This is a genomic window from Daejeonella sp. (assembly GCF_030695525.1).
Taxonomy (GTDB): domain Bacteria; phylum Bacteroidota; class Bacteroidia; order Sphingobacteriales; family Sphingobacteriaceae; genus Daejeonella.
In genome coordinates this window covers 104,519-129,408 of the sequence record NZ_JAUYSS010000058.1, presented here as the reverse complement: position 1 = coordinate 129,408, position 24,890 = coordinate 104,519, and the positions used below count along the sequence as shown (strand labels likewise).

Below are 24,890 nucleotides of genomic sequence, written 5' to 3'. Positions count from 1 at the left end.
TCACAACTTTTCTTCTTTCTTTTTCTGTTATTCTGATTAGCGGTTACATTTTCATAGGACTTTTTTCGATCGGAGAGCTTAAAAAGTATATGAATAAGAATAGTTTTACAAATTATCGTTTGCTTGCTAATTCTTCAGATTCACCCCATATCAGCATTCTTGCACCTGCCTATAATGAAGGGGCAAATATAATTGAAAATGTGCGTTCCCTGCTTTCCATTTATTATAGCAACATGGAAGTTATCATTATCAATGATGGTAGTAAAGACGACAGCCTGGAAAAACTAATTCAGGCTTACGAACTCTTTAATTCAGAACACTTTGTTGATGAGAGGCTTAGTACCAAGCCCATACGTGGAGTATATAAAAGCAGGAATCCTATATATAATAAACTGATTGTAGTTGATAAGGAGAACGGGGGAAAAGCAGATGCACTAAATGTTGGAATCAATATTTCCAAAAATGATTATATAGTTTGCATTGATGTAGATTGTATCCTTGAACAGGATGCCATATTGAAGCTGGTAAAACCTTTTCTTGAATCTGCCAGTCACAGAGTGATTGCCACCGGTGGCGTGGTTAGGATTGCCAATGGTTGTGAAATTGCTGACGGTCGCTTGATAAAGGTACATCTGCCTGATCAATTATTGCCCAGGATGCAGACCTTAGAGTACATCCGTGCATTTCTGCTCGGAAGGATGGCCTGGAGCCGTTTGGGTGGTTTGATGCTGATCTCCGGCGCTTTTGGTGCATTTGATAAAGAGATTGCGATTAAATGTGGCGGTTATAACCATAAAACAGTTGGGGAGGACATGGAACTGGTTGTAAGGATGCGTCGATATATGGAAGAAATGAAACTTCCTTACAGAGTTAGTTTTATACCGGATCCCCTTTGCTGGACAGAAGCGCCTTCAGATTTTAAAATTTTGGGAAGGCAGAGAAACCGATGGACCAGAGGTACAATAGAAACACTAAAGATTCATAAAGTGATGTTTTTAAATCCTAAATATCATTTAATGGGGATGTTAAGCTATCCATATTGGTTCTTTTTTGAATTTCTAGCACCAATAATTGAGTTCATGGGAATAATTTATTTTATCATATCAGTTATTTTTGGACTTGTGAATTTTTTAAACTTCTTGTCCCTGTTACTTATGATTTATACTTTCGGGATTTTGTATTCAGTTTTTGCAATTCTGATGGAGGTACGCACCTATAATCAATATAAAGAGCCGAAGGATATGATTCGTTTATTTCTAACGGCAATTTTGGAGCCTGTAATTTTACATCCTTTTGGAGTATGGTCGGCAATTATGGGTAACATTGATTTTTTGAGAAAAAAATCCTCCTGGGGTGAAATGACAAGGGCAGGTTTGTCGGGCGCGAAAAAATAGCTTTAAAATAGTTTCATATATCCAATCCCTAATTCCAGCTGATTACCTCTTGTATCCGGTAAATATTGCTGGTTTTCAAGGGAAGCTTTAAAGATGAGAATATTTGTAGTTTTAATGCTTTTGCGATATCCTAAGGAAATATTATTTGATTTCAACTTATAGGTATTGCCATTATTATAGAGCAGGTTATTTCTTGGGTTGTCAGGCGAAAGGCCGGTTCCAACTACTAGACTCAGGAAATCATTGGCTCCACCAAAGTAGTAGCGCGTACTGAACGCTACAGACTGTGAGATATCATTACTAGATGGGCTAAGGAATGTCCTTAGATTAAACCAGAAATTTTCATGGTATTTACCTAATGAAGCCGTATAGATCCAGGTCTGGTCATTAAAACTCAACATCCTGAATCCAGCTTCGGCCTCAAATGCTGAAGGCAGATTTGCATACAATGAAAATCCTGCACGATATTCCGGAAATACGCCAACATTGCCCGAATATCCTCCGCTCATATAGGCATAAAACGTGTTGGAAATTCTTGGGTAAAAATCAAGTTCTAACTGTGTGCCATTGGTCTTAAACCTGTTAGCAAAATTTACTCTTGCAGTTAAGGGACCAATTCCTGTTTGCCTGCTGTAATCAATACTCCCTAAATGCCAGGGGTCATCAAATTGTTTATCGAAATATACATAATCATAACTAAAGCCAATTCTGTTTTTGGATCCAATATTCCCTAGTGTGCCAGCCAGTGCACGTGCCTGAGTTGAATTTGGATAAAGCTTCAGGAGATGTCTTAGTGTGAGGTTCGCCTCCTCAAATTTCTTTAGATCCAGAAATATTTTCGCGCCGAGTAATAACAGGCTTTCTGATTTTTCATTGTATCTTATTCCCTCAGAAACTATTTTAAAGGCCTCCTCAGGATTTTTGTTCCAGTATTCCATTGAACCATAGGCGAGATAAAGGTCTTCATAGCCCTGGTTCTTTTCGAGTACTTTTTTAAATTCAATTCTCGCACTGTCTGGCTTGTCTGTCCAGGTATACAAGCGGCCTAAAAATATTCTGATATCGGCATAGTCCGGACTCTGTATTAAGGCCTGTTTGGTTAAAGCTATTGCTTTAATATAATTTTTGTCGTCGAAAGCAAGTTTTCTGGCTTTTATAAAAAGTTCATCTGAACTTTCGGTTTCCTGGGCTGAAATTTTGATCGTACTGAGAGAAAATAAAACGATTAAGCAAAGTATTCCTCTTAGTACCAGGGAGTAATTAATTTCTGTTAAGGACATTTTTTTTGCCGGATGAAATTCTATGTTGCTATGCTCCATCAGATTTTTAACGTTAAAATTCAGGTGATGTTTGAGAGGCTGGTATTAATATGAATTATACTGTTGCAATTTATGAAAATTCAGGCAATTTGATTAATGCTTAAAAGTAGAACCTTGCCTTTCTGTTTTCCTACACATAGAATTTCTGGTTCATCTTTGTTTTATTATTTCAATAAAATGGAGGGTACCTGACGAAAAATTGCTAACATCGCAAATGGACAAATCCAGGAATTTCTGAAAACCTCATTTTCTACTTTACATTCATTATGGGGTTTTACCTTTTACCTTTTTGTTTAAGAACCGCTATTAATTTATGCTATATTTAATATGATATGAACAAATCCATATTATTCGAAGTTATTAAATCCAACCCGATTCCTGCTTTGCTAATAGGACAGGATAGTTCAGGGCTTAATATACTTCGATGCAGTACTTCTTTTGTGGAGCAATTCCACTTATTAGAAGTCGAAATATCTGATAAATCCCCATCTATAGTATACGCCAAAATGGGACTCAAGGAAAAAGAGGCCAGGCAAATTGATAATTTATTTAAATCAAACTCTAAAGTACTTCAAAACAAGCAATTTAAAAATCTGCATAAAGAACAGATAGATGATTTATCCGTTCTTGGAGAACACTTTCGACTGGAACATATTCCTTTATCTTCAAAGGGAAGTACTGATTTATATATTTTACAGTATTGGCATAAGCAAACTGGTTCTGATACAGGGATTTTGCCTGAGAGTGAATTAAACGACAATGGAAAAGGACTCAAACTAAAATATGAGCTTTTTGAAACCATTCTTTCTGAAGTTGCAAATCAGGCCTATGAAATTGAACGCACTAAAATTAACCAGGAAGCTCTTATTAATTCTTCTTCAGACCTGATCTGGTCTGTGGATATGGATTGCAGATTAATTGCAGCTAATCAGGCATTTATCCGGTCATTTGTGTTGAAGACAGGTAAAGAAGTTAAGGAGGGCGATTCTTTACTTAATAGGGCATTTGGTGATCAGCTGGTCTCAGAATGGAATAAACTCTATTTAAAGGCATTTAATGGAAATGAGTTCAAGGTAAATCGAGAAAGTTCAGATCCGGTTAGTGGTGAAAGGATTTATACAATAGTTTCATTTTCACCTATCAAAGATGACAATAACAAGCAGTTTGGTGTGGCCTGTTATAGCAGGGACATTACCTCAGAAACCGAAAATTTAAGAGCATATAAGGAGGCAGTAGCAGCATTTCAAGCTATTATGGACTCTTCGCCTGACATTATTTGTACGATGAACGAGTCTGGAGAGTTTCTTGATATTAGTGCTGCCTCAACTCAGATTTTAGGATATAAACCTTCTGAACTTAAGGGCATCAGAGCTTTAGATTTTGTACATCCAGAAGATATTGCCCTTACGGTTAGGGCGGCTGAGGAGATTATCAGAGGAATCGAAATATCCAATTTCGAGAATCGTTATATCAGAAAGGACGGAACAATTATTAATCTGTTATGGTCAGTTAGATGGGATACTCCATCTGCCAGATTGTATTGCGTTGCTAAAGATGTTACTGATATAAAAAGAACAGAAGCAGAGTTAAAAGTTAAAGAGCGCCGCTATCGTAGTTTGGTTGAAAATGGTGCAGATGCCATTGTTATTCTGGATGTAATGGGTACACCCACTTATGTTTCGCCCACTGTAAAGAACATTTTGGGTTATTCTGAAGAAGAGGCCCTGAAATTAAATTTGTTTGAACTTTTGCATTCTGACGATCGGCAGGGAGTAGTTAAAAAGATGCAGGAATGTATGAATAAACCCGGAATTCCTATTGCCGGACACACATCCAGGGCAAAACATAAAGATGGTTCCTGGCGATGGCTCGAAGCCACAATAACTAATCTTTTGCATGATCCCGAAATTAATGGAATTGTGGATAATTTCAGGGATGTAACAGAAAAGCGTCAATCTGAAATTGAAATGAATCTTCTGATGAACAATTCTGAAGAAAGTTTCGTTTTATTAAATACAGAACTGAAAATTGTATCGTTTAATCAACAATTTAACCGATTATACAAAAAATATTTTGGGCGGGAGGTTGAAAAGGACAAATCCATTATGGATTATGTTGCTCCCGGCAGGGTTACAGAAGTATTTGAAAGATATCAGAGGGTATTAATGGGGAAAGAGGAGGAGTCGGAACTGGTTATTCCGCTCCAGGGTACGGATAAGGTTGTTTTCTCGCTTCACTATAAATCTGCCCTTGATGAATTCAATAAAGTGATCGGCGTTTTTGTAACGATAACCGATGTTACCGACAAAAAGATAATCTTAAAACGGCTGCAGGAATCAGAAGAAAAATATAAATTACTGTTTCAGTCGAGCCCTCTTCCACAGTTTATTTATGATTTGAATAGTTTCCGGATCCTTGATTGTAATGATACAGCTCTGATGCATTATGGATATTCTCTAAAGAGAATACTTAGTATGTCTATCATGGACTTATACACCAAACAGGAGTCAGAGAAAGTTATTTCAGCGCATGCAGGTGTTGAGGCTAATAGAGGTACAATTTCTTTTGGCACTTTTTGGCAAATCAAAGTAAATGGAGATTTGATCAAGTCAGAGGTTTCCGGACATCGTTTTGATTATATGGGGCGTGCCTGTATGATGGTAGTACATAATGACATTACTGAGAAAGACAGGATGTTTCAACAGCTTAAGGAAAATGAAACTAAATTGTTGACTGCACAGAAAATTGCACGTGTTGGCTATTGGCAATCGGTTCCCGATACAAAATTTTTATACTGGTCGGACGAACTATATGAGATATGGGGTCTCGATAAGTCTAAGGTGAAATTAGATTATGATTATCTGATAAGCAGTATTCATCATGAAGATCGTAAGGCATTTCTTGCAAGTAGGAAAAAGGCTTTGAATGGAGAAGGAGATCATGATATCCGTCACCGTATCCTCTTGCCCGATGGGTCTATAAAGTGGATTCATGCTAAAGGAAATTTGATCAGGGACGAAAACGGAAAGATTCTTGTTTTTGAAGGTACTACACAAGATATTACCGAGTCTCATCTTGCTATGGAAAGATTGATGGTTAGTGAATCCCGCTACCGCGGTATTATTGAATCACAAACCAATTTTATGTTCAGGACAGATCTGGAGGGTAATTTATCTTATTGCAATAATAAATACCATCAGGAATTTGGATGGCTGTATCCTGACTCAGATATGTTGGGACAGCCTTCGATGAATGCAGTTATGGATTACCACCACCCGCGAGTTTATGAAGTCGTCGAGAAGTGTTTTAAACATCCCAATAAAGTCTTTCAGGTTGAACTTGATAAACCATCACAGGTAAAAGGGAAAATCATTACGACTTTATGGGATTTTATCTGTTTGACCGGAGCTGAGAATCAACCTTTGGAGATTCAATGCGTAGGGATTGATATCTCTGAGCGGGTGAAAGCTAAAAATGAATTGCAACTGGCCTTTGATGAGCGTAATCAGATACTCGAAAGTATTGGGGATGGTTTTTTTGCTGTTGACAGGGATTGGATTGTAACGTATTGGAACAAGGAAGCCGAGAAACTACTGGGCCCCAAAAAGCAACAAATGATCAATCAATACCTATGGGACATATTTTCTAAAAGTCAGAATTCTTTATCATATCAGTATTATCAAAAGGCAATTGAAACCGGGCAGGTAGTTAATTTTGAAGACTATTATGAACCTATGAAAAAATGGTATGAGATTAGTGCCTACCCCTCTGGTGAAGGTCTGTCAGTTTATTTCAAAGATATAACGGAACGTAAAATACATGAAGATCAAATGAAAGAAATAAACGATATTTTGAGAATACATGTTAAAGAATTGGCTATTTCTAACCGGGAACTGGAACAGTTTGCCTATGTTGCTTCTCATGATCTGCAGGAACCTTTGAGAATGATTTCAGGTTTTTTGTCCCAATTAGAGAAAAAGTATTCCGACAAACTTGATCACAAGGCTCATCAGTATATACACTTTGCAGTAGATGGCGCGAAAAGAATGAGACAGATTATACTTGATTTGCTGGACTTTTCGCGTGCAGGCCGATTTGATCAAGCACTCGAACTGGTCAATGTAAATGAGGTGATTGATGAAATATTACTCTTATTAGGGAAAGAAATTCAGGATAAAAAAGCTGAATTAAGGGTTCATAGCTTACCAATAATTAATGCACCAAAGGCAGCCATCAGGCAATTACTTCAAAATTTAATTTCCAATAGCCTTAAATACAGTTCTAAAGAATCAAATCCAATAATTGAACTTAATGCTGAGGAATCTGAAGATGAGATACGTTTTTCAGTTAAAGATAATGGGATTGGCATTTCGGAGGATTATTTTGATAAAATATTCATTATTTTTCAAAGGCTTCACAATAAGGACGAGTATTCAGGTACAGGTATGGGACTGGCAATTTGTCGAAAACTTCTAGATAATATGGGAGGAAAAATATGGGTCGAATCTACTGAAGGAAAAGGAAGTACATTTTACTTTACAATACCTAAATCCCTGAAAATTGCTTAGTCTATCATTCTGCAGGAATTATTTTACAAAAATTGAAGATTTTTGGATTAATATAGTTCAACTTCCTAAGCGATAGAAATGCCCCGACCTAAGGATAACCATCCATATAATTTTTTGATTGTTGAAGATAATCCGGGCGACTATTTCCTGATTCAAGACTATATCAAAGAATATATTTCTGTTCCTTTGATTTCGCAGGCAGGAAGCTTTAAAGAAGTAAAAAGCCTTTTCAGAGAAAAGGATTGTAAGCGTTTCGATCTGATTTTACTTGATCTTAGCCTGCCAGATATGGAGAGGATTGATTTAATTCAGGCGATACTGAAAATATGTATGGGTACCCCAATTATTGTACTCACAGGTTTTACAGATTTTAATTTTAGTGTAAAATCCTTAACTATGGGAGTGTATGATTACCTTCTCAAGGATGATCTAAATGCACTATCTCTTTATAAAAGCATTGTATATAACATTGAACGCAGGAAATCATTATTCGAACTTGAAAAATCTGAAAAAAGGTATAGTGATCTGTTCCACTTAAATCCGCAGCCAATGTGGGTCTTCCAGATTGGAACTCTTAAATTTCTCAATGTTAATCAGGCGGCAATTGAACAATATGGCTATAGCCTTGAGGAATTTTTATCTATGACTCTTGAACAAATACGACCTGAGGAAGATATTCCGATTTTAAATGCTGCACTCCGTTTGCCGAAAGGTAGCCCGGACTATCCGTTCCGGAACAGATTCAGGCATCAGAAAAAAAATGGAGAAATTATATATGTTGAAATTCAAAGTTCATTTATCAATTATCAGGGGCTTGATGCAAAGTTAATACTCGCTCAAAATGTTACAGATCAAATTAATTACGTCAATAAAATTGAAGGCCAAAACATAAGACTGAGTGAGATTTCATGGATTCAATCGCATGTTGTAAGGGCACCAATAGCACGCCTTATGGGTTTAGTTGATCTGATCAAAACCCCGGAAGTTTCGGAAAGTCTGAAAATAGAAATGTATGATTATCTGTATCAATCTGCCTATGAACTTGAGGATATAATCAAAGAGATTATTACAAAAGCAAACGCTTATAATCAGGAATACAAGAATTTTAAAAACTGATAATGCTCAAAGATACTTAAATTCTTTCTTCCTTATGTTGCTCAGGATCAATACTTTGCTGATTCATTTTCTGTTCAAATGCTTTTTGGTCTTTTCGGTTCTTCCAGATTAGTAGGAAAAGGACGATTAACGCCACTATCAAAGCCAATGCTATGATGAAGTAATTTGTTTCCATTGCTATAAATTAAGCGTTGTCAATATGTATACTTTCTTTGATAAAGCACCTGATTATTGCTTCTCGAGTCAAGATATGCATAAAAAATAGCTTTATACACGATTAATTCTGCAAATCAATTAATTAACTTATTGTTAAAATTGTATTAATGCAAAATAGATGAATTAATGCGCTATTGTAGAAAAATATGCCCATTTCGGGTAATATTTACCCCGTCATCAACAGTTTTTAATTTAAATGCCTCTCTCGACGGTTTTAACGGGGTAATAGCAACATTTTTTATGGCTTGACCTTTGCTTTATAATATTGCCTATGGTCGCAAATAAATTTCTATGTGCGAAAAACAATGTCTGTTTAGTAAAAATGTGAATGTAATTTCTCAATTTACAGTATTGGCATTTTTTTTGCTTTTTGCAGGAACTGATTTATTTGCACAGCGTATAGCAAGTGTTAGCGGTAACTGGCATGACATTGCCACCTGGGGAGGTGAAGCAGTGCCTTCTGCCGCTGAAACTGTAAGCATCAATTCAGGCATTACAGTTACAATAAATGCTACCGGAGCAGTGTGCAGTTCCATAAGTTTTGTTTCTAATTCAGTAAACAGTGCTCTAAACATTTCAGGTGCTTTCACTTTGGATGTGACGGGTGATATTTCATACTCTGATCCTTCTATTGATTCCCGGGTTCAAACCATCGCCATAGGAAGCGGTATAGTAAGCTGTGCTAATCTGAATTTTGTCAATACAAGTACATCTACCAGAGATAATAATTTAACAATTACTACGGGATCGCTGACTGTAAGCGGTACGATCGCTATGCCCGGAGCTACTACCGAAAATGCCTTAACGTGTACCGGTAATTCAATAATTAATTTGGGTGGGGATTTTACCGGAACAGGGACATTCACAGCCGGCACCAGTACACTAACTTTGAATGGTACCGGTTCGCAATTGATTAGAGGAACCGCTTATCGTAATATTGTCATCAATAAAGCTTCAGGAGTGACCACTTTCTCAGGTACAACCTCAGCTACAGGACGTTTGACATTAACATCAGGTACACTTAATCTGGATGGAGCAACCACAGTTGGAAGTCTGGAAGGTAGCAGCACAATCACCAGTGATGGAGCTGCCAACAGGGTATTAACTATTGGATCAGATAATACAAGTACCAGCTTTTCAGGGATCATTCAAAATGGAATAAGAACCATAGCACTAACAAAATCCGGGTCAGGGACATTAACATTAAATACTGCCAATACCTATACCGGCGCCACGACAATCAGTGCCGGCACAATTCAACTGGGAGCTGCCAATGTTTTGTCTGATATTTCCGCGCATTCTGTTTCTGTTACAGGAACTCTCGATTTAAATGGTTTTTCTGAGACTATAGGCTCTTTGGCAGGCGCTGGAACAGTGACCAGCACAGCTGCTGGTGCACTGGTTTTGACCACAGGAGGGAATAATACTACAACCACAACATTCTCTGGTATAATTCAGGACGGAGCCGGAACTTTAGATTTAACTAAAGCAGGAACAGGTATTATGGTCCTTTCGGGACTTAATTCCTATACCGGAGTTACGACAGTAAGCGCCGGAACACTTACTTTGGGTGCTGCAGGAAACGGCACAAACTCGCCATTGGGTACTATTGCTTCAGGAACAACAGTTAATACTGGTGCAGCATTAAATCTTGCCGGGTTTAGTCTTTCGACCCTTGAATCACTTACCTTAAACGGAACAGGTATTGCATCTGCTGGCGCCCTGAATAATACTTCAACTACTCTAAGTTCTACATATACTGGCTCCATCTCACTAGGATCTGCTGCGAGTATTGTAACAGCGGCTGGAGGTATGGTAATCAATACAGGAACCATTACCGGTTCGGGTTTCGGCCTGACGCTTGGAGGAACAGGAAATGGAACAATGCAAAGTTTAATCAATACCGGTTCGGGTACCTTAACCAAAATTGGAACAGGAATTTGGACGCTTTTAGCGGATAATGAGTTTACAGGTTTAACTACTATAAGTGCTGGGACCCTCAGGCTGGGTACTGCAGGGAATGCAACAAATGGGCCTTTGGGGACTGTAGATAACGGTGTTAATATCACAGCGGGAGCACTTGACCTGAATGGATTCACACTGGCAACGGCTGAGGCCATAACCCTTAGAAGTACCGGAATAAGTGCCGGCGGAGCACTGACCAATAGTTCGGCCACAGCAGTTGATTACAGTGGCTTGGTCACCATTGGTGCGGCCACAAGCATTGCTACCAGCGCAGGAGATCTTAACCTGACCAATCTGGGAACGATTACAGGAGCATTTGCACTTACTTTAAGTGGTTCAGGAAACGGAAGCATATCAAGTATTATAGGTACCGGAGCCGGAACAGTAGTTAAAACAGGAACAGGATCCTGGACGCTTTCCGGGGCCAGTACCTATACGGGAGTCACGACAATCAGTGTGGGTACTCTAAAAGTTGGAGCCAACAATGCTGGAATTTCAAATAGCAGTGCTGTTACTGTGACTTCAACCCTTGACCTCAATGGCTTTAATGCAACCATAGGTTCTCTGGCTGGTGCAGGAACGGTTACCAGCAGTCAGGCAGGAAGTGTGACACTGACCACTGGTGGAAATAATACCAGTACAGTTTTTTCAGGAATTATACAGAATGGCTCAGGAACACTAAACCTGACAAAGGCAGGAACTTTGATATTTACGGTTTCAGGATTAAGTACTTACACAGGTTTAACAACAATCAATACAGGTACTATTGCTTTGGGTGCTGCAGGTGACGGTACAAATTCACCATTAGGTACCATAGACGGAGGAACCAGAGTAAATACCGGAGCGGTTTTGAATGTGAATGGTATTACACTTTCTACATCAGAACCACTTGCCTTGAATGGTACAGGTATTGCTGCTGCAGGAGCGCTGATCAATGGTTCAGCGACACTGAGCGCAGATTATTCGGGCCTGATTACACTTGAGTCTGCATCCAGCATCGTAGCAACTACTGCAGCCAGAGAACTGAACATTACTAATCCAGGCACCATAACTGGATCGGGATTTGGACTGACTTTAGGGGGAGCCGGAATCGGGACAATGTCAAGTATTATTGGAACCGGAGCGGGTACCCTGACAAAAATCGGAGCAGGAACCTGGACACTGAGTTCAGCAAATACCTTTACCGGGGGTGCAACCTTAAGTGCTGGGATCCTTAATATCAATCATTCACAGGCATTGGGTACAGTTGATGGAACTTTTACCATTACGGCAGGTACAATAAACAACACTTCAGGGAGTAGTATTAACACGCTGTATTATCCGATGGCCTGGAATGGCAGCTTTACTTTTACTGGAGCTAATGACTTAAACCTGGGTACAGGCGCTGTTACACTGGGCGCAAGTATTGTAGCAACTATAGCAGCGAATAATCTGACTGTTGGTGGTATTGTTTCAGGTAGTACATTTAGTTTAACAAAAGCGGGAAATGGGACACTTAGTTTTGGTTCCAATGATGTGACAATAAGCAGCCTTACGATAAGTGCAGGGACTTTGTTATCTACTTCAGGGAACCTGAACTTAAAGGGGAATTTTTCAAATAGTGCTTCCTTCAGTCATAACAGTGGCACTTTATCATTCACTGGCACTGTTGCTCAAACAATTGGTGGTACAGTAGTAAGTCAGGTTTTTCACGATCTGGTAGTCAATAAATCACTGGCTCTGACAATTACAGGAAGCACAACTTCAATTACTGTAAATGATTATACAAATACATTAGGATCATTTACTCCACCTGCAATTTTTAATATTAATGGCAACACTTTATTAACTGCAGGCATCCTAACTGCCGGAACAACGATTAATGCTACCGGTAACTGGACTAATAATGGCGGAACGTTTACTCCCGGTGCAGGAACAGTAAATTTTAATGGAACTGCTCAGGCGATTACTGGTTCATCAAATCATAACTTTAATCATTTCACAATAAATCCAACAAGTACACTCACAGCTTCCTCAGGAATAATAAGTATTGCCGGAAACTGGATAAATGATGGTGCTTTTGTGCATAATAGTGGTACCGTAACCTTTACAAGAACTACCCCACAAACTCTTGGAGGAGCAAATAGTACTACATTTTATAACCTGATTGAGAACGGATTGGCGGGTAAGACTACTCTGTTGACCAATACTTCTATTGCAAATGATCTTACCATTACAGCAGGTACTCTGGATATTGGTCTCTTTACCAGTAATGGTAACGGGGGTACTTTTTCGGTAGCTAATTCTGCATCTGCTATTTTTCAATTAGAAGGTGCTTTCCCAACAGGTTTTGCTACGGTTACATTGGGAGCAGCCAGTGTAATTACCTATTCAGGTGCTAAAGCTCAGGTTATTTACCCGGTTGCGGCACCCGGTTATGGTTATCTAAATATCACCAATACAGTCGGTGCAACTGCCGGTGGCAACCTTATTTTACAAAATACACTAACTATAAGCTCAGGTGCTATTCTGGATGCAAGCAATAGTGGAAACTATGATATTTCACTTGGGCTTAACTGGACCAATAATGGCGGAACTTTTTTACAAAGGGCAGGGACTGTCACATTCACAGGTGCCGTTGCTCAGGCAATAAACGGAACAGATGTGAACCAGACTTTCCACCATTTGCATGTCAACAAAACAGGGGTATTAACTGTTCCGGCTACCTTAAATATCAATGGCAATTTAACTTTATCAAGTGGTACTCTGACCGCCGGTACTTCTTTATTCATTGGCGGTAACATGACAAACAACGGTGGAGTCTTTACAGCAGGGCTAGGAACAGTCACCTTTAATGGTACTACTCAGGCAATTGCCGGAGCCGTTCCGATTACTTTTCGAAATATAACTATCAATTCAGGCAGTACACTTACTGGTCCTGCAGCGATGACAATATCAGGTGAATGGAACAATAGTGGCAGTTTTGCTCACAATAATGGTCAGGTAACTTTCACTTCAACAACTTCTGCAATCACAAGTACCAATACCACCGAAAGTTTCTATAATCTCATTTTAAACAAGACTGCCGCTAATGTATTGAGCACCGGAGGAAGTATTATTACGCTCAATGTGAACAATTTTACCCAAACACTTGGGAATTTCACTCCTCCCGCAACTCTCACTATTAATGGCAATGCGGTCTTCACTGCAGGCACATTTACAGCCGGTACAACAACAAACATTGCAGGCGACTGGACTAAAGCAACAGCTGCAATATTTACCCCTGGTACCAACACGGTTAATTTTAATGGAGGGGGAGCACAAACAATAAATGGCACCTCAACTTCTCAGACCTTTTATGATTTAATTGTGAATAAGAGTGGAGGTAGTTTGTTAAATACAGGTGGAAGTACTACTACACTTACAGTAAATGATCTAACCATAACTCTGGGTGATTTTACTGCACCCGCTGCTTTTACAATAAATGGAAATGCACTACTTACAGCCGGAAATCTAACTTCAGGGACTAATTTGACATCCAGGGGCGACTGGACAAATAATGGAGGCAGTTTTGCACCGGGCACTAACACCCTGAACTTTACAGGAACGGGTGCTCAATTGATTAATGGTACTGTATTAAGTCAAACCTTCTACAATGTTATTGTTAATAAAACAGCTTTGACTCTTTTGAGTGTAGGCGGCAGTAATACAACGCTGACCGTGAATAATTTCACACAAACTCAGGGTGATTTTACCTTTACAAATACCCTGGATATTAATGGTTTTCTAACCTTAACAGCCGGAACTTTCACTTCCGGAACCATGCTTAATGCCAGGGGGAACTGGACAAATAATTCAACATTTGTACATAGTAACGGGACTGTAAACCTCGATGGGATTCTTGCCCAGGCAATTGCCGGTAGTTCTACCACAAGCTTTAATAATCTGACTGTTTCAAATACGGTTGCAGCCGTTTCGGTTAATACCAATACCAATATTGCAGGTACATTAAACATGAATGGTACTGGCAGCTTATTAATTCCGGGTGCAGCAGTCGTAATAAATAATGCAGGTGCTGTTGGTACAATCAGTGGAAATGGTACTATACGGATTACCCGAATTGCAGCAACAGCCGATTACCTGAACCAGTATAAATTTTCTACTAATACACTAAACAGTTTGACCTTAGATTTCTCCGGTGCAGGTGCTCAGACGGTGAATGGCGGTCTGGGAGATTTCGGTGCTTTGACATTGAGTGGAAGTGGGGCAAAAACTTTACCTGCTATTGCCCTCAACATATTGGGTAATTTCACCTTCTCTGGTACTGCTTCTGCAACAGCTCTTGCTTCTATAACCGTTGGAGCTAATGTGATTCTCGGAACCGGAACTGTTTTTACAGGTGGTGCCTTTACTCATAATATTGCAGGAAACTGGACGAACAACGGTGGAACTTTCACTTCAATCAACAGTACTGTCAATTTTAATAATACCACGGGTCCTCAAAATATTAATGGTACTGCCCTGACTCAAACTTTTTTTAATATTTTACTCAATAATAACGGACAGACTTTAAGTTTATCAGGAGGTACAACAACCCTATCTGTTGGGGGTGATTGGACGAATAACGGTGGTATTTTTTCTGGAGGTGCAGCTACAGTTTCTTTTACCGGTATATCAAAAACAATAGATGGAACAAGCTCAACGGATTTTCCAATAATCAGTATCGCCAATGGTGCTACAATCACCTTGAATAATTCAAATACATCAACTGGCTTAAATCTGGTTTCTTTGAGTGTAAATAGTTCATTTACCCACGGGGGAACAGCGGCACTCCTAGTGAATGGTGATGTGAATATAGGGCAGCCGACCACTAGCGTAAGAAATAATTCCTGGATCATTAACGCCGGTTCGGCTACTGTTTCGGGTTTGATTACCTTAGCCGGTGCCAATGTTATTGCATCCAGAATAGGTCGAATTGCCCTTACAACTGGTACTTTAAATGCAAATGGCGGGATTACTTTCATCGCTTCGGCCGCTGCAACCAAGGTAATTGATATGTCGGGTGGTGCTGCCGTGCTGAAATTAAAGGGAGCATTAACGGTTCCTGCGCTTTCCTCCACCTTAACTGCAGGAAGTTCAGGAAGTATTATTAATTATCTTGATACTGACCCACAAACCATTAATTTTTTCAGTTCCGGAGCTTACAATAATTTGAGAATTAACAATACCAGTACAGCTGGTGCAAGTCTTAGCGCACCTATTACTACGACAAATTTAATGGGAAATTTGTTTGTAGGGGATACCAATACAGGAAGCTTGTTTGATACAGGTGATTTTAATATTGCCCTGAATAATTCGCAGGATTTAACAATCTATGAGGGTTCTGTTATTAATGCAGGTAACACAGTGATTTCTCCGGCTACCTTAGCCACTATTACTGTGAATGGTTTGTTCAAAACTTCGAATACTTCCGGATTTTCCGGATCTGTAAGTGCCGCAATTAACTCAGCAAATTCACCTGCCATTGTATTAGGAACAGCCTCAACCGTGGAATACACTGCTGCAGGTGGCGGTCAGTCCGTAAGTCCTCTGGTTTATAATAACCTTACAATGAGTAATACTTCCGGAAATCAGACGCTTTCAGGGAATGTTACAGTGACTAAAACCCTGAGTTTAAACACAGGAACTATGAGTATTGGTGCCAATATCCTGACTTTAAATGGACCTGCAATTGCAGGAACACCGAACAGTTTATCCGGGAATACAACTTCATCTCTAGTATTTGGAGGGAGCACTTTAGGCATAACTATTCCTTCGAGTGTATCGGACCTCAATAATCTGACAATAAATAATAGCAATGGGGTTTCACTTAATGCAGATGTGGGTCTGACAACGAATCTCCTCTTTAGTGCGGGTAAATTAATTACAGGCAGCAATAAACTAATATTAAATTCAGGAGCAACAATAACAGGTGCCGGACAGGGCACTGGCTGGGTAAATGGAAATTTGCAAAGAAATTTTTCAAATACTGATCCTGGAATTTTTGAAATAGGGGATCTGAATTATTATTCACCGCTTACACTTACATTCTCAGGTTTAACTGTTGCAGGAAATATTCTTGGAAGCAGTATTGCAACGGATCATCCCAATATATCTGGTTCAGGGATAAAAGCAGATAAAAGCATTAATCGTTACTGGACTTTAACAAATAGTGGAGTAAGCTTTACTACTGCAGATCTAAACTTCAACTGGAATACCGCAGATAATGATGCGGGCATTATTCCTGGTAATCTGCGGCTTGCGAAGTACTCCGGTGCTGTATGGATAAGGCCTGCTGTATCAGGTGCAACAACTTCATCGATTCAGGCAAACGGAATCAGCTCTCTTAGTGATTTTGTTATTGGTGAAATCGCGAATGATTTCAGTCCGGTTATTACTTCCAATGGGGGCGGAGTTTCTGCAAGCCTTTCAATATCTGAAAATGGAACGTCGGTATCTACCATTACTGCCACTGATGCCGACGTAGTTACTACGCTTAGCTATAGCCTCAGCGGTGGGGCAGATGCCGCGAAATTCAGCATCAACAATAGTACTGGAGTATTAAGTTTTATTGCAGCTCCTGATTTTGAGGCGCCTGCAGATGCGGATGCCAATAATGTTTATGTTGTCACTGTCAGGGCCAGTGATGGCACCAATTTTGCCGATCAAACAATCAATGTAACCATTCTCAATGTCAATGAGTTTAGTCCGCTTATTACTTCAAATGGTGGCGGGGCAACTGCTGAAATATCATTACCTGAGAATAGCAGCATAGTTACCACCGTTGTTGCAACTGATGCTGATACCACTACGCCAGTATATAGTTTAAATGGTGGGGCAGATGCGGCGAAATTTACCATAAACAGCAGTACCGGGGTATTAAGTTTTATTTCTGCTCCTGATTTTGAAGCTCCTGCCGATGCAGACGCTAACAATACCTACATCGTCACAGTCAGGGCAAGTGATGGTACAAATAACATTGAACAAACAATTACTGTAATAATTCTCAATGCCAATGATAACAGTCCGCTGATCAGTTCCAATGGTGGTGGAGCAACAGCTTCAATTTCACTTCCTGAAAACAGCACCCTGGTTACCACAGTTGTGGCTACAGATGCTGATAATACAAGCCCGGTTTATAGTATTAATGGAGGTCCAGATGCGACGAAATTCAGTATCAACAGCAGTAGCGGGGTATTAAGTTTTATTTCTGCTCCTGATTTTGAAGCTCCTGCCGATGCAGATGCCAATAATGTTTATGTTGTAAAGGTACGGGCCAGTGATGGTGCCAATTTTGCCGATCAAACAATCAGTATAAGCATTACAGATCTTAATGATAATAAGCCCTTAATCAGCCAGAATCAGGTATTTGAGATACAAGAAAGCAGTCCTAATAATACAATTGTTGGTTCCGTTCAAGCAAGTGACAATGATGCAGGTACGGTTTTACAAAATTGGACCATAATTTCAGGCAATTCGGGAAATGCTTTTACAATTAATCCGACAACAGGTATTCTAAGTGTCCTAACTCAGGCATCATTGCAATACGAGTTGATTCAGGCTTTTAATTTGAATTTATCAGTGACTGATGGTCTGAATATCAGCGACAATCAGGTTGTTAAGATAAATCTGAAGGAAATGTCAAGACCAACAATTGCATTGGGTCCTTCACCTTCGGGATGTAAGGGAATTACGGCCATTAATCTGCCATATTCCTCAACAAGCGGTTCACCTGAATTTTACAGTATTAGCTGGAATGCTGCTGCATTGCTTGCGGGATTTAATTCAATAACAAATGCAGCCTTGACTGCATCATCAATAAATATTACAATTCCGGCGCAGGCAGCTTCCTCAACTTATTCGGGGACAATAATTGTTAAAAATGCTTATAAAAGCAGTATTTCGTATGCTTTTGATATCAAAATAAATGCCTTGCCTTCACTCGTCCTTGGCCAGATGCCGACGGTTTGCAAAGGGACTCTTAATGCAGACATTTCATTTACATCAGCAAGTGCTGCTCCAAATAGTTACAGTATAATTTGGGACCAGCCGGCTTTGTCAGCTGGTTTTGTTAATGTAGATCCTGGTACAAGCTTTCCTCTGGGTTCTTTTGCTGTTAATATTCCCGTAAATGCCCCTGCAGCTATTTATACAGGTTCATTATTCATTAAGAACAGCACTTGCTCTGCACCGGCTTATCCTATCCAAATCAAAATTAATGATTTGCCTGAAATTCCAATCATCAGTGGCCTCCAGGAAGTCTATGTAAATAAAACAATTCAGCTTTCTGCATCTGCACAGGGAGGTGTCTGGAGTAGTAGTAATGCCACAATTGCATCAGTAGATCCTGTCTCTGGTTTGGTTTCAGGGAAATCAAATGGAAAAGTAACGATAAGCTATTCGGTTAAATACAGTAATTCATGCAGCAATAATGCACTTGTTGACATTCTTGTGAGCACAGAGAATTCTGTAATTAGTTTGAATTGGGTTCCATTGCAGGTTTATGGAAATAGTACAATAGGTACTCTGGTTGGTACTTTAAGTGCGAGTTCCATTAATCAGGGAGCTGTTTATTCATTCAGCCTTGTTCCCGGTGCTGGAAGTACAGATAATTCTCTTTTTGAAATATCCGGTAATGAGATTCGTATTGCCCGGCTTTTTAATATCACTCATGACAAAACCTTCAGTATCAGGGTACGTGCTACAGACCAAAATGGCTTATCAGAAGATAGAGTGTTGTCCGTTAATGTAATTCATGTTAACCAGCCTCCTACAATTGCTGCGACAGCTAATATGGTTATTTGCAGTACTCCGTCGCCCCAGGTACTTAACCTTAACGGAATTAGTCCGGGTCCGGAGCCGGGTCAGAATGTGTCGATTACAGTAAGTACCGATAATATTAACCTTTTCAATACTTTAAATGTCAGTGCTGTTAATGGTTCCAATGCCGCATTGGACTATACACTGAAAGACGGACTGAGTGGAATTGCGAATATAACTCTGATATTAACAGATAATGGTGGGACCGCTAATGGGGGTAAGAATTCTTTAATCAGTACGTTTACAATAACCGTCAATCCGGCTGTTACTGCAAACATTAGTTCGGCAGTAGGGGTGTCAATCAGTAAGGGCCAAACGGTTGAACTTATTGCAAGTGGAGGAAATAGCTACGCTTGGGCGAATGCTGCCGGCATCATCAGCGGGCAGAATACGGATAAGTTAATTGTCAGACCTGCAGAAAATAAAAGCTACCAGGTAACCGTAACAAATTCCTTTGGATGTACCGCAGTTCTAAGCATTGCATTAAATGTAATTGAGGATTTTATTACACTTCAGCCTGCCAATATCATGTCACCAAATGGTGATGGTATAAATGATACCTGGATAATTGAAAATATTGATATGTATCCTGACAATGAAGTTAGGGTATATGATAAAGCAGGAAGATTAATATTTTATAAAAAAGGATACACAAATACCTGGGATGCTACCCTAAATGGTAGCTATCTGGCAGAGGGCACGTATTATTATTATGTCGATTTCGGCTTAGGATTGAAGAAATTAAAAGGTTATATCACCATTGTCAGGGATTAAACACTATTCTCTGATTTTTAGCACTCTTTTTGCATTGTGCTTTTTAGTATATTTTATATAAAAGTGATCAGAGGCATAGAGCAAATTTTAAAATCGATATTCCTTATTGTACTGATCAGCTGTTCCGGTGCCAATCAGGCATGGTCACAGCTTTATCCACTTGGCGCACAGTATTTTCATAATCAATATCTGGGAAATCCTTCTTCTGCGGGTATAGATTCAGGATATAGATTTGATTTGAGTAATAGGGTGCAGTGGAATGATGTGCCCGGAGCCCCGGTCAGTCAGGTATTTACCGGAGTTATAAAGACAGGAAAGGTTGGACTGGGACTAAATTTAACAAAAGAAAAGGAAGGGCTAATGAATTCCTTGCGAACTGTAGCAACGCTCGCTTATCATTTACCCCTTAAAGAAGACCAGCAATTACACTTTGGTCTTTCAGTAGGCATGTTAACACAAAGGATACGCACCGAAGATATTGTGGGGAACGAAGGGGACCCCTCAGTAAGTAATTATAACAATAGGGAATTCTTTTTGGATGGCGATTATGGTATGGCCTACACCAATGATAAACTTAAAGTACAATTGGCTATACCTAACCTTAAAAATTTTTTCAAGACTGATTACATTCGTACTTCTAATTTTTCGATTTTCTACTCGGCCCTTACATATAAAATTGGCAATTCTAATACCAAGAATTCCATGGTAATGGAACCAATTATTGCTTTCAGAGGTGTAAAAGGTTATAAAAACATATTGGATGCAGGTACAAAGTTTTCATTTAACAGTGATCGTTTAAATTTGACGGGTATATACCATAGTACTGGAAACAGCACTTTTGGAATAGGCTTTAATTATAATTCCAATATTGGCTTCTCCACATTATATACCACTGGTACATCAGTTCTGAGAGGATTCAGCACCACAGGAGATTTTGAGATAAATCTGAAGCTTTCATTTTAAGAATCTCTATCATTTTAAAAAATTCACATTTATTTCCGCAGAATTTATATCTTTTCCGATTAATTGCAACAGACCAGTGATACTTTCCGATGATGTATTCTGCTTATCAATGCTGAACAAATCAAAATACTGATTAACCATATTTATTATGAAATTTATCTGTTTGAATTCCATTCTTTTCATCGCTTTTGGCTGGTTCTATTTGGTTTATTTTATTGATCGGAATGAATTAAGCAGACCTAAGGAATCCCTCACTTATCTGAATCAGGAAGAGGATGGAATTAAGATCATTGCATCCAATTTGAATGTGCCTCTCGAAATTGCCTGGGGGCAGGATAACCAGATCTGGATTGCTGAACATGGAGGGTTGATCAGTAGAATGAATCCCGAAACCGGAAACAAACAGGTGCTTTTGGAATTAACAGATATCTGGGTTTCCAGAACTGCAGGCTTACTTGGCATGGCTCTTCACTCAGATATGAAGAAATTTCCATATGTCTTTATATGTTACACAATACAAAAGGATAAAAAATATTTGATGCGACTGGTGCGCTACAAATCAGATAAGGATACACTGAATGAGCCAAAAATACTAATGGAGATTCCAGCAGCAAATGGACATAATGGTTCCAGACTGGTAGTTCGGAAGGGTATTTTATATTGGGCAACAGGTGATGCCCTAAGTTTGACTGATTCACAAAACCCTAAAACTCCAAATGGTAAGATATTGAGAATGAATATTGATGGTACAGCCCCTTCAGACAATCCAATGAAAGGGAGTCTGGTTTGGGCATGGGGTTTTCGCAATATTCAAGGCATGGTGTTTTCTGAAAGTGGACAGCTCTATACTTCTGAGCATGGTGATGCAACTGATGATGAAATTAACCTGATCAGTAAAGCTAGAAATTATGGATGGCCTACAGTACAGGGTTTTGCCGAAAGTGTAGAAGAAACTACATTCAAAGGGCTTCATAACACGGTTGATCCAATTAAAGCATGGACGCCTACAATCGCTCCGGCAGGACTTGATTATTATTCCTATGATAAAATACCAGCATTGAAGAATTCTCTTCTATTGGTTACACTAAAAGGAAAGAGCTTAAGAGTATTAAAACTGGATAATGAAGGGAAAAAGATCCTTGGAGAGCAGGTTTATTTTGAAAATAAATTCGGCAGAATCAGGGACTTATGTGTGTCTCCGGCCGGAGATGTTTATCTGGCAACCAGTAACCGCGACTGGAATCCGGTTTCAGGGTTTCCACAAGCATCTGATGACAGGATTATCAAAATTTCGAAACTTGATCCGGCTAATCCTCACAATATTGTTTCTTCTATACCTCCCGGATCAAAATCTGCGCTTTTATACCAGCAATATTGTGCTTCATGTCACAAAGACGATGGTATGGGTGTAAAAGGGATATTTCCTTCTTTGCAGACATCACTGATTGTAGTCAATAATCCCAAAGAATTTGTAAAGAAGATCTTGAGCGGTTCCAATGGCCCGGCCACAATTAATGGAGTTACTTACGATACTCCAATGCCCTCATTTGCGTTCCTTAAAGATGATGAACTGATCGATATCACGACTTATGTGCGTTCATTAGGTTCCAATCATGCGGCACCAATTAAGCCTGAATTAATTAAGGAGCTTAGGACAACATTAAATAAATAACCCCCTAAAATAAATATTATATCAATTGAGATCATTACGCATATATTTCATTATTACGCTTTGTTCATTTTCATTATATGCACAAAATCCTGATGCGCGTTTAACAAATCTTGGCCCACAGATAAGGGCTGCGATGATTCAGGGTAGTATTTTCATTCAGGATAAAGAAGGTAAATCATTGATCTATTCAGTTGTTAGAGGAAATCCTGCTCATCTGGTAGCCTTCAGGGCAGAGAATCAGGAATTAATATTAGATCAGCCTTTGCCTGGAACTGATGGAGCCTGGGACATGGAGATTTCTTCTGATGGCTGGCTTTATATTCCTGGAGCGAAAGGGACACTTTACAGGCATTATCCCGGGACTGCAACAGTTGAGAACCTGGGTATAGTTTTGCCCGGAGAAACTACAGTTTGGAATCTTGCCTCCGGCAGGAATGGGGAAATATTCGGAGCTACTTATCCTGGTTGCAGGGTATTCAGGTACCACCCTAAGGATGGCTTTAGCGATGTGGCCAAAGGTCCGCTGATTGATGGGGAGAACTATGTGAGGAGTCTGGTTTATTATGAAAAGACCGGTAAACTTTATGCCGGTGTCGGTTCACATGCCGGGTTGGTTGAACTGGATCCAAAAACCGGTTCAAAAATGAACATGCTGCCTGATGAATATAAAAATAAGGAGTTCGTTTACAGCCTTGAGATTTTAAAAGGAGTTCCGGGTGGCGACCGGATGCTAACTTTAGTCACCAATGGAAGTTTTACACTGGTGTATAATCTACAAACCAGAAAATTTGAATATCAAATTGATGAAATGGATATGAAGGCTGTCAGTCAGCCGGATCAGAACAATCGATTTTATTATACATACCGTTCAGGGCTTTACAGCCGTGATATTAGCTTGCCACAACAAGCACCGATTAAACATGCTGAAGATGTAGGTTCAGCAAATGCGATCCGAATTATTAATAGACAATTATTTATTTTAAACTCCGATGCAGAGTACCTGACTCTGGATCTTGATAATGGCAAATTGAGCAGAAATAAATTAAATGTTCCGGGTCAGCCTATTGCTATTCAATCGATTATGAAAGGCCCCGATGGCCGTATTTGGTCTGGTGGCTATTTAGCCGGAGGCCATGCTGCCTATGATCCCATAACAAATACCACGATAAGTTATCCGGGCCTGCACCAGACTGAGGGTATGACTGTTAAAGATCAGTTTATCTATTTTGGGATCTATCCCAAAGGACTTATGTATGAATATGACATCCGTAAACCATGGGATATCAAAGCATCCAACCCCAGATTCCTTGGTCAGATTCCTGATCAGAGCCGCCCTTTTGCCGTTTTGAATGATAAAGCAAGCGGGAAAATATTTTTCGGTATGGTTCCAGAATATGGAATGTTGGGAGGGTCATTGGTTAGTTATGATACTCATAATCCGAAACTACAATCCCATGGTATACTTGTGAAAGATCAGAGCATAGTCAGCCTGACCTATGCAAACCATTTAGTATGGGGTGGATCCACAGTTTCGGGGGGACTCGGAATAATGCCTACTACTCAGGAAGCAAAACTCTTTTCCTGGGATGTGGAGAAGGCAGAATTAGTGGATGAGTTTATCCCTGTTCCCGGTGCTAAGGCAATTACCAGTATGATTATTGGTCCTGATGGAAATATTTGGGGAATGGCAAGCGGAACTCTTTTTGTATTTGATCCCATAGCCAAAAGAGTGGTTAGAAGTAAACAGATCTACCAGGCAGGAGTATTGAGAAGCCATGTTTGGAGAGATGCATTTCTTGTGCTTCATCCTTCCGGCAAAATATATGGAACAGGCAGCAATCAGTTATTCAGGATCGATCCAATTACTCTTGACCATGAGTTTATTGAAAAATCTGCAAGCTTGCTAGCTATGGATGACATGGGTAGAATTTACTTTCACCGCTCTGCAGAATTATGGCGCTATGACCCAGTAAAGGAATGATTAATCACCGAGATTTTACTTCTGGATTATTAATTTAACTGATAATTAATGAAATTTATTGCAAGGTTAAAAATTGTATTTACT

General features: G+C 39.5%; 9 protein-coding genes. 7 read left to right on the top strand and 2 right to left on the bottom strand.

Annotated features, from left to right (window positions below; genetic code table 11):
• Positions 1 to 89 precede the first annotated feature (89 nt).
• On the top strand, positions 90 to 1,394 hold the full coding sequence (locus Q8S11_RS13805) for a glycosyltransferase family 2 protein (protein ID WP_305662703.1): 1,305 nt from the start codon (positions 90 to 92) through the stop codon (positions 1,392 to 1,394).
• 2 nt (positions 1,395 to 1,396) lie between these two features.
• Here Q8S11_RS13805 and Q8S11_RS13800 read toward each other — a convergent pair whose 3' ends face one another.
• On the bottom strand, positions 1,397 to 2,674 hold the full coding sequence (locus Q8S11_RS13800; RefSeq protein WP_305662702.1) for a YaiO family outer membrane beta-barrel protein: 1,278 nt from the start codon (positions 2,672 to 2,674) through the stop codon (positions 1,397 to 1,399).
• Between the two features lie 371 nt (positions 2,675 to 3,045).
• On the opposite strand from Q8S11_RS13800, the gene Q8S11_RS13795 reads away from it, so the two are divergent.
• Both Q8S11_RS13795 and Q8S11_RS13790 read left to right on the top strand, forming a co-directional pair.
• Entirely contained in the window at positions 3,046 to 7,281 is a 4,236-nt protein-coding gene (locus Q8S11_RS13795) for a PAS domain S-box protein (protein WP_305662701.1), read from the top strand.
• Positions 7,282 to 7,359: 78 nt separating this feature from the next.
• Positions 7,360 to 8,397 (top strand): PAS domain S-box protein, encoded by a 1,038-nt coding sequence (locus tag Q8S11_RS13790; protein WP_305662700.1) that lies wholly within the window; start codon positions 7,360 to 7,362, stop codon positions 8,395 to 8,397.
• Positions 8,398 to 8,413: 16 nt separating this feature from the next.
• Here the strand turns inward: Q8S11_RS13790 and Q8S11_RS13785 are convergent, their stop codons facing one another.
• Complete coding sequence (locus tag Q8S11_RS13785) at positions 8,414 to 8,572, bottom strand: hypothetical protein (RefSeq protein WP_305662699.1); 159 nt, start codon at positions 8,570 to 8,572, stop codon at positions 8,414 to 8,416.
• Positions 8,573 to 8,904: 332 nt separating this feature from the next.
• Here Q8S11_RS13785 and Q8S11_RS13780 point away from each other — a divergent pair, with 332 nt between their 5' ends.
• The 4 genes from Q8S11_RS13780 to Q8S11_RS13765 all read left to right on the top strand — a co-directional run bounded on the left by Q8S11_RS13780 (position 8,905) and on the right by Q8S11_RS13765 (position 24,806).
• The gene (locus Q8S11_RS13780; protein WP_305662698.1) at positions 8,905 to 20,190 is read left to right on the top strand and encodes a cadherin domain-containing protein; all 11,286 of its coding nucleotides are present in this window, start codon (positions 8,905 to 8,907) and stop codon (positions 20,188 to 20,190) included.
• Between the two features lie 63 nt (positions 20,191 to 20,253).
• Positions 20,254 to 21,153, top strand: a complete 900-nt coding sequence (locus Q8S11_RS13775) for a PorP/SprF family type IX secretion system membrane protein (protein WP_305662697.1) — start codon at positions 20,254 to 20,256, stop codon at positions 21,151 to 21,153.
• 148 nt (positions 21,154 to 21,301) lie between these two features.
• Entirely contained in the window at positions 21,302 to 22,825 is a 1,524-nt protein-coding gene (locus tag Q8S11_RS13770) for a PQQ-dependent sugar dehydrogenase (RefSeq protein ID WP_305662696.1), read from the top strand.
• A gap of 25 nt (positions 22,826 to 22,850) precedes the next feature.
• Positions 22,851 to 24,806, top strand: a complete 1,956-nt coding sequence (locus Q8S11_RS13765; RefSeq protein WP_305662695.1) for a hypothetical protein — start codon at positions 22,851 to 22,853, stop codon at positions 24,804 to 24,806.
• The last annotated feature ends 84 nt before the right edge of the window (positions 24,807 to 24,890 follow it).

What these genes read in the sequence shown, in the direction of transcription:
- Q8S11_RS13790 (WP_305662700.1), top strand. Translation starts at nt 7,360, where the DNA reads ATGCCCCGACCTAAGGATAACCATCCATATAATTTTTTGATTGTTGAA.
- Q8S11_RS13795 (WP_305662701.1), top strand. Translation starts at nt 3,046, where the DNA reads ATGAACAAATCCATATTATTCGAAGTTATTAAATCCAACCCGATTCCT.
- Q8S11_RS13770 (WP_305662696.1), top strand. Translation starts at nt 21,302, where the DNA reads ATGAAATTTATCTGTTTGAATTCCATTCTTTTCATCGCTTTTGGCTGG.
- Q8S11_RS13800 (WP_305662702.1), bottom strand. Translation starts at nt 2,674, where the DNA reads ATGTCCTTAACAGAAATTAATTACTCCCTGGTACTAAGAGGAATACTT.
- Q8S11_RS13805 (WP_305662703.1), top strand. Translation starts at nt 90, where the DNA reads ATGAATAAGAATAGTTTTACAAATTATCGTTTGCTTGCTAATTCTTCA.
- Q8S11_RS13780 (WP_305662698.1), top strand. Translation starts at nt 8,905, where the DNA reads ATGTGCGAAAAACAATGTCTGTTTAGTAAAAATGTGAATGTAATTTCT.
- Q8S11_RS13785 (WP_305662699.1), bottom strand. Translation starts at nt 8,572, where the DNA reads ATGGAAACAAATTACTTCATCATAGCATTGGCTTTGATAGTGGCGTTA.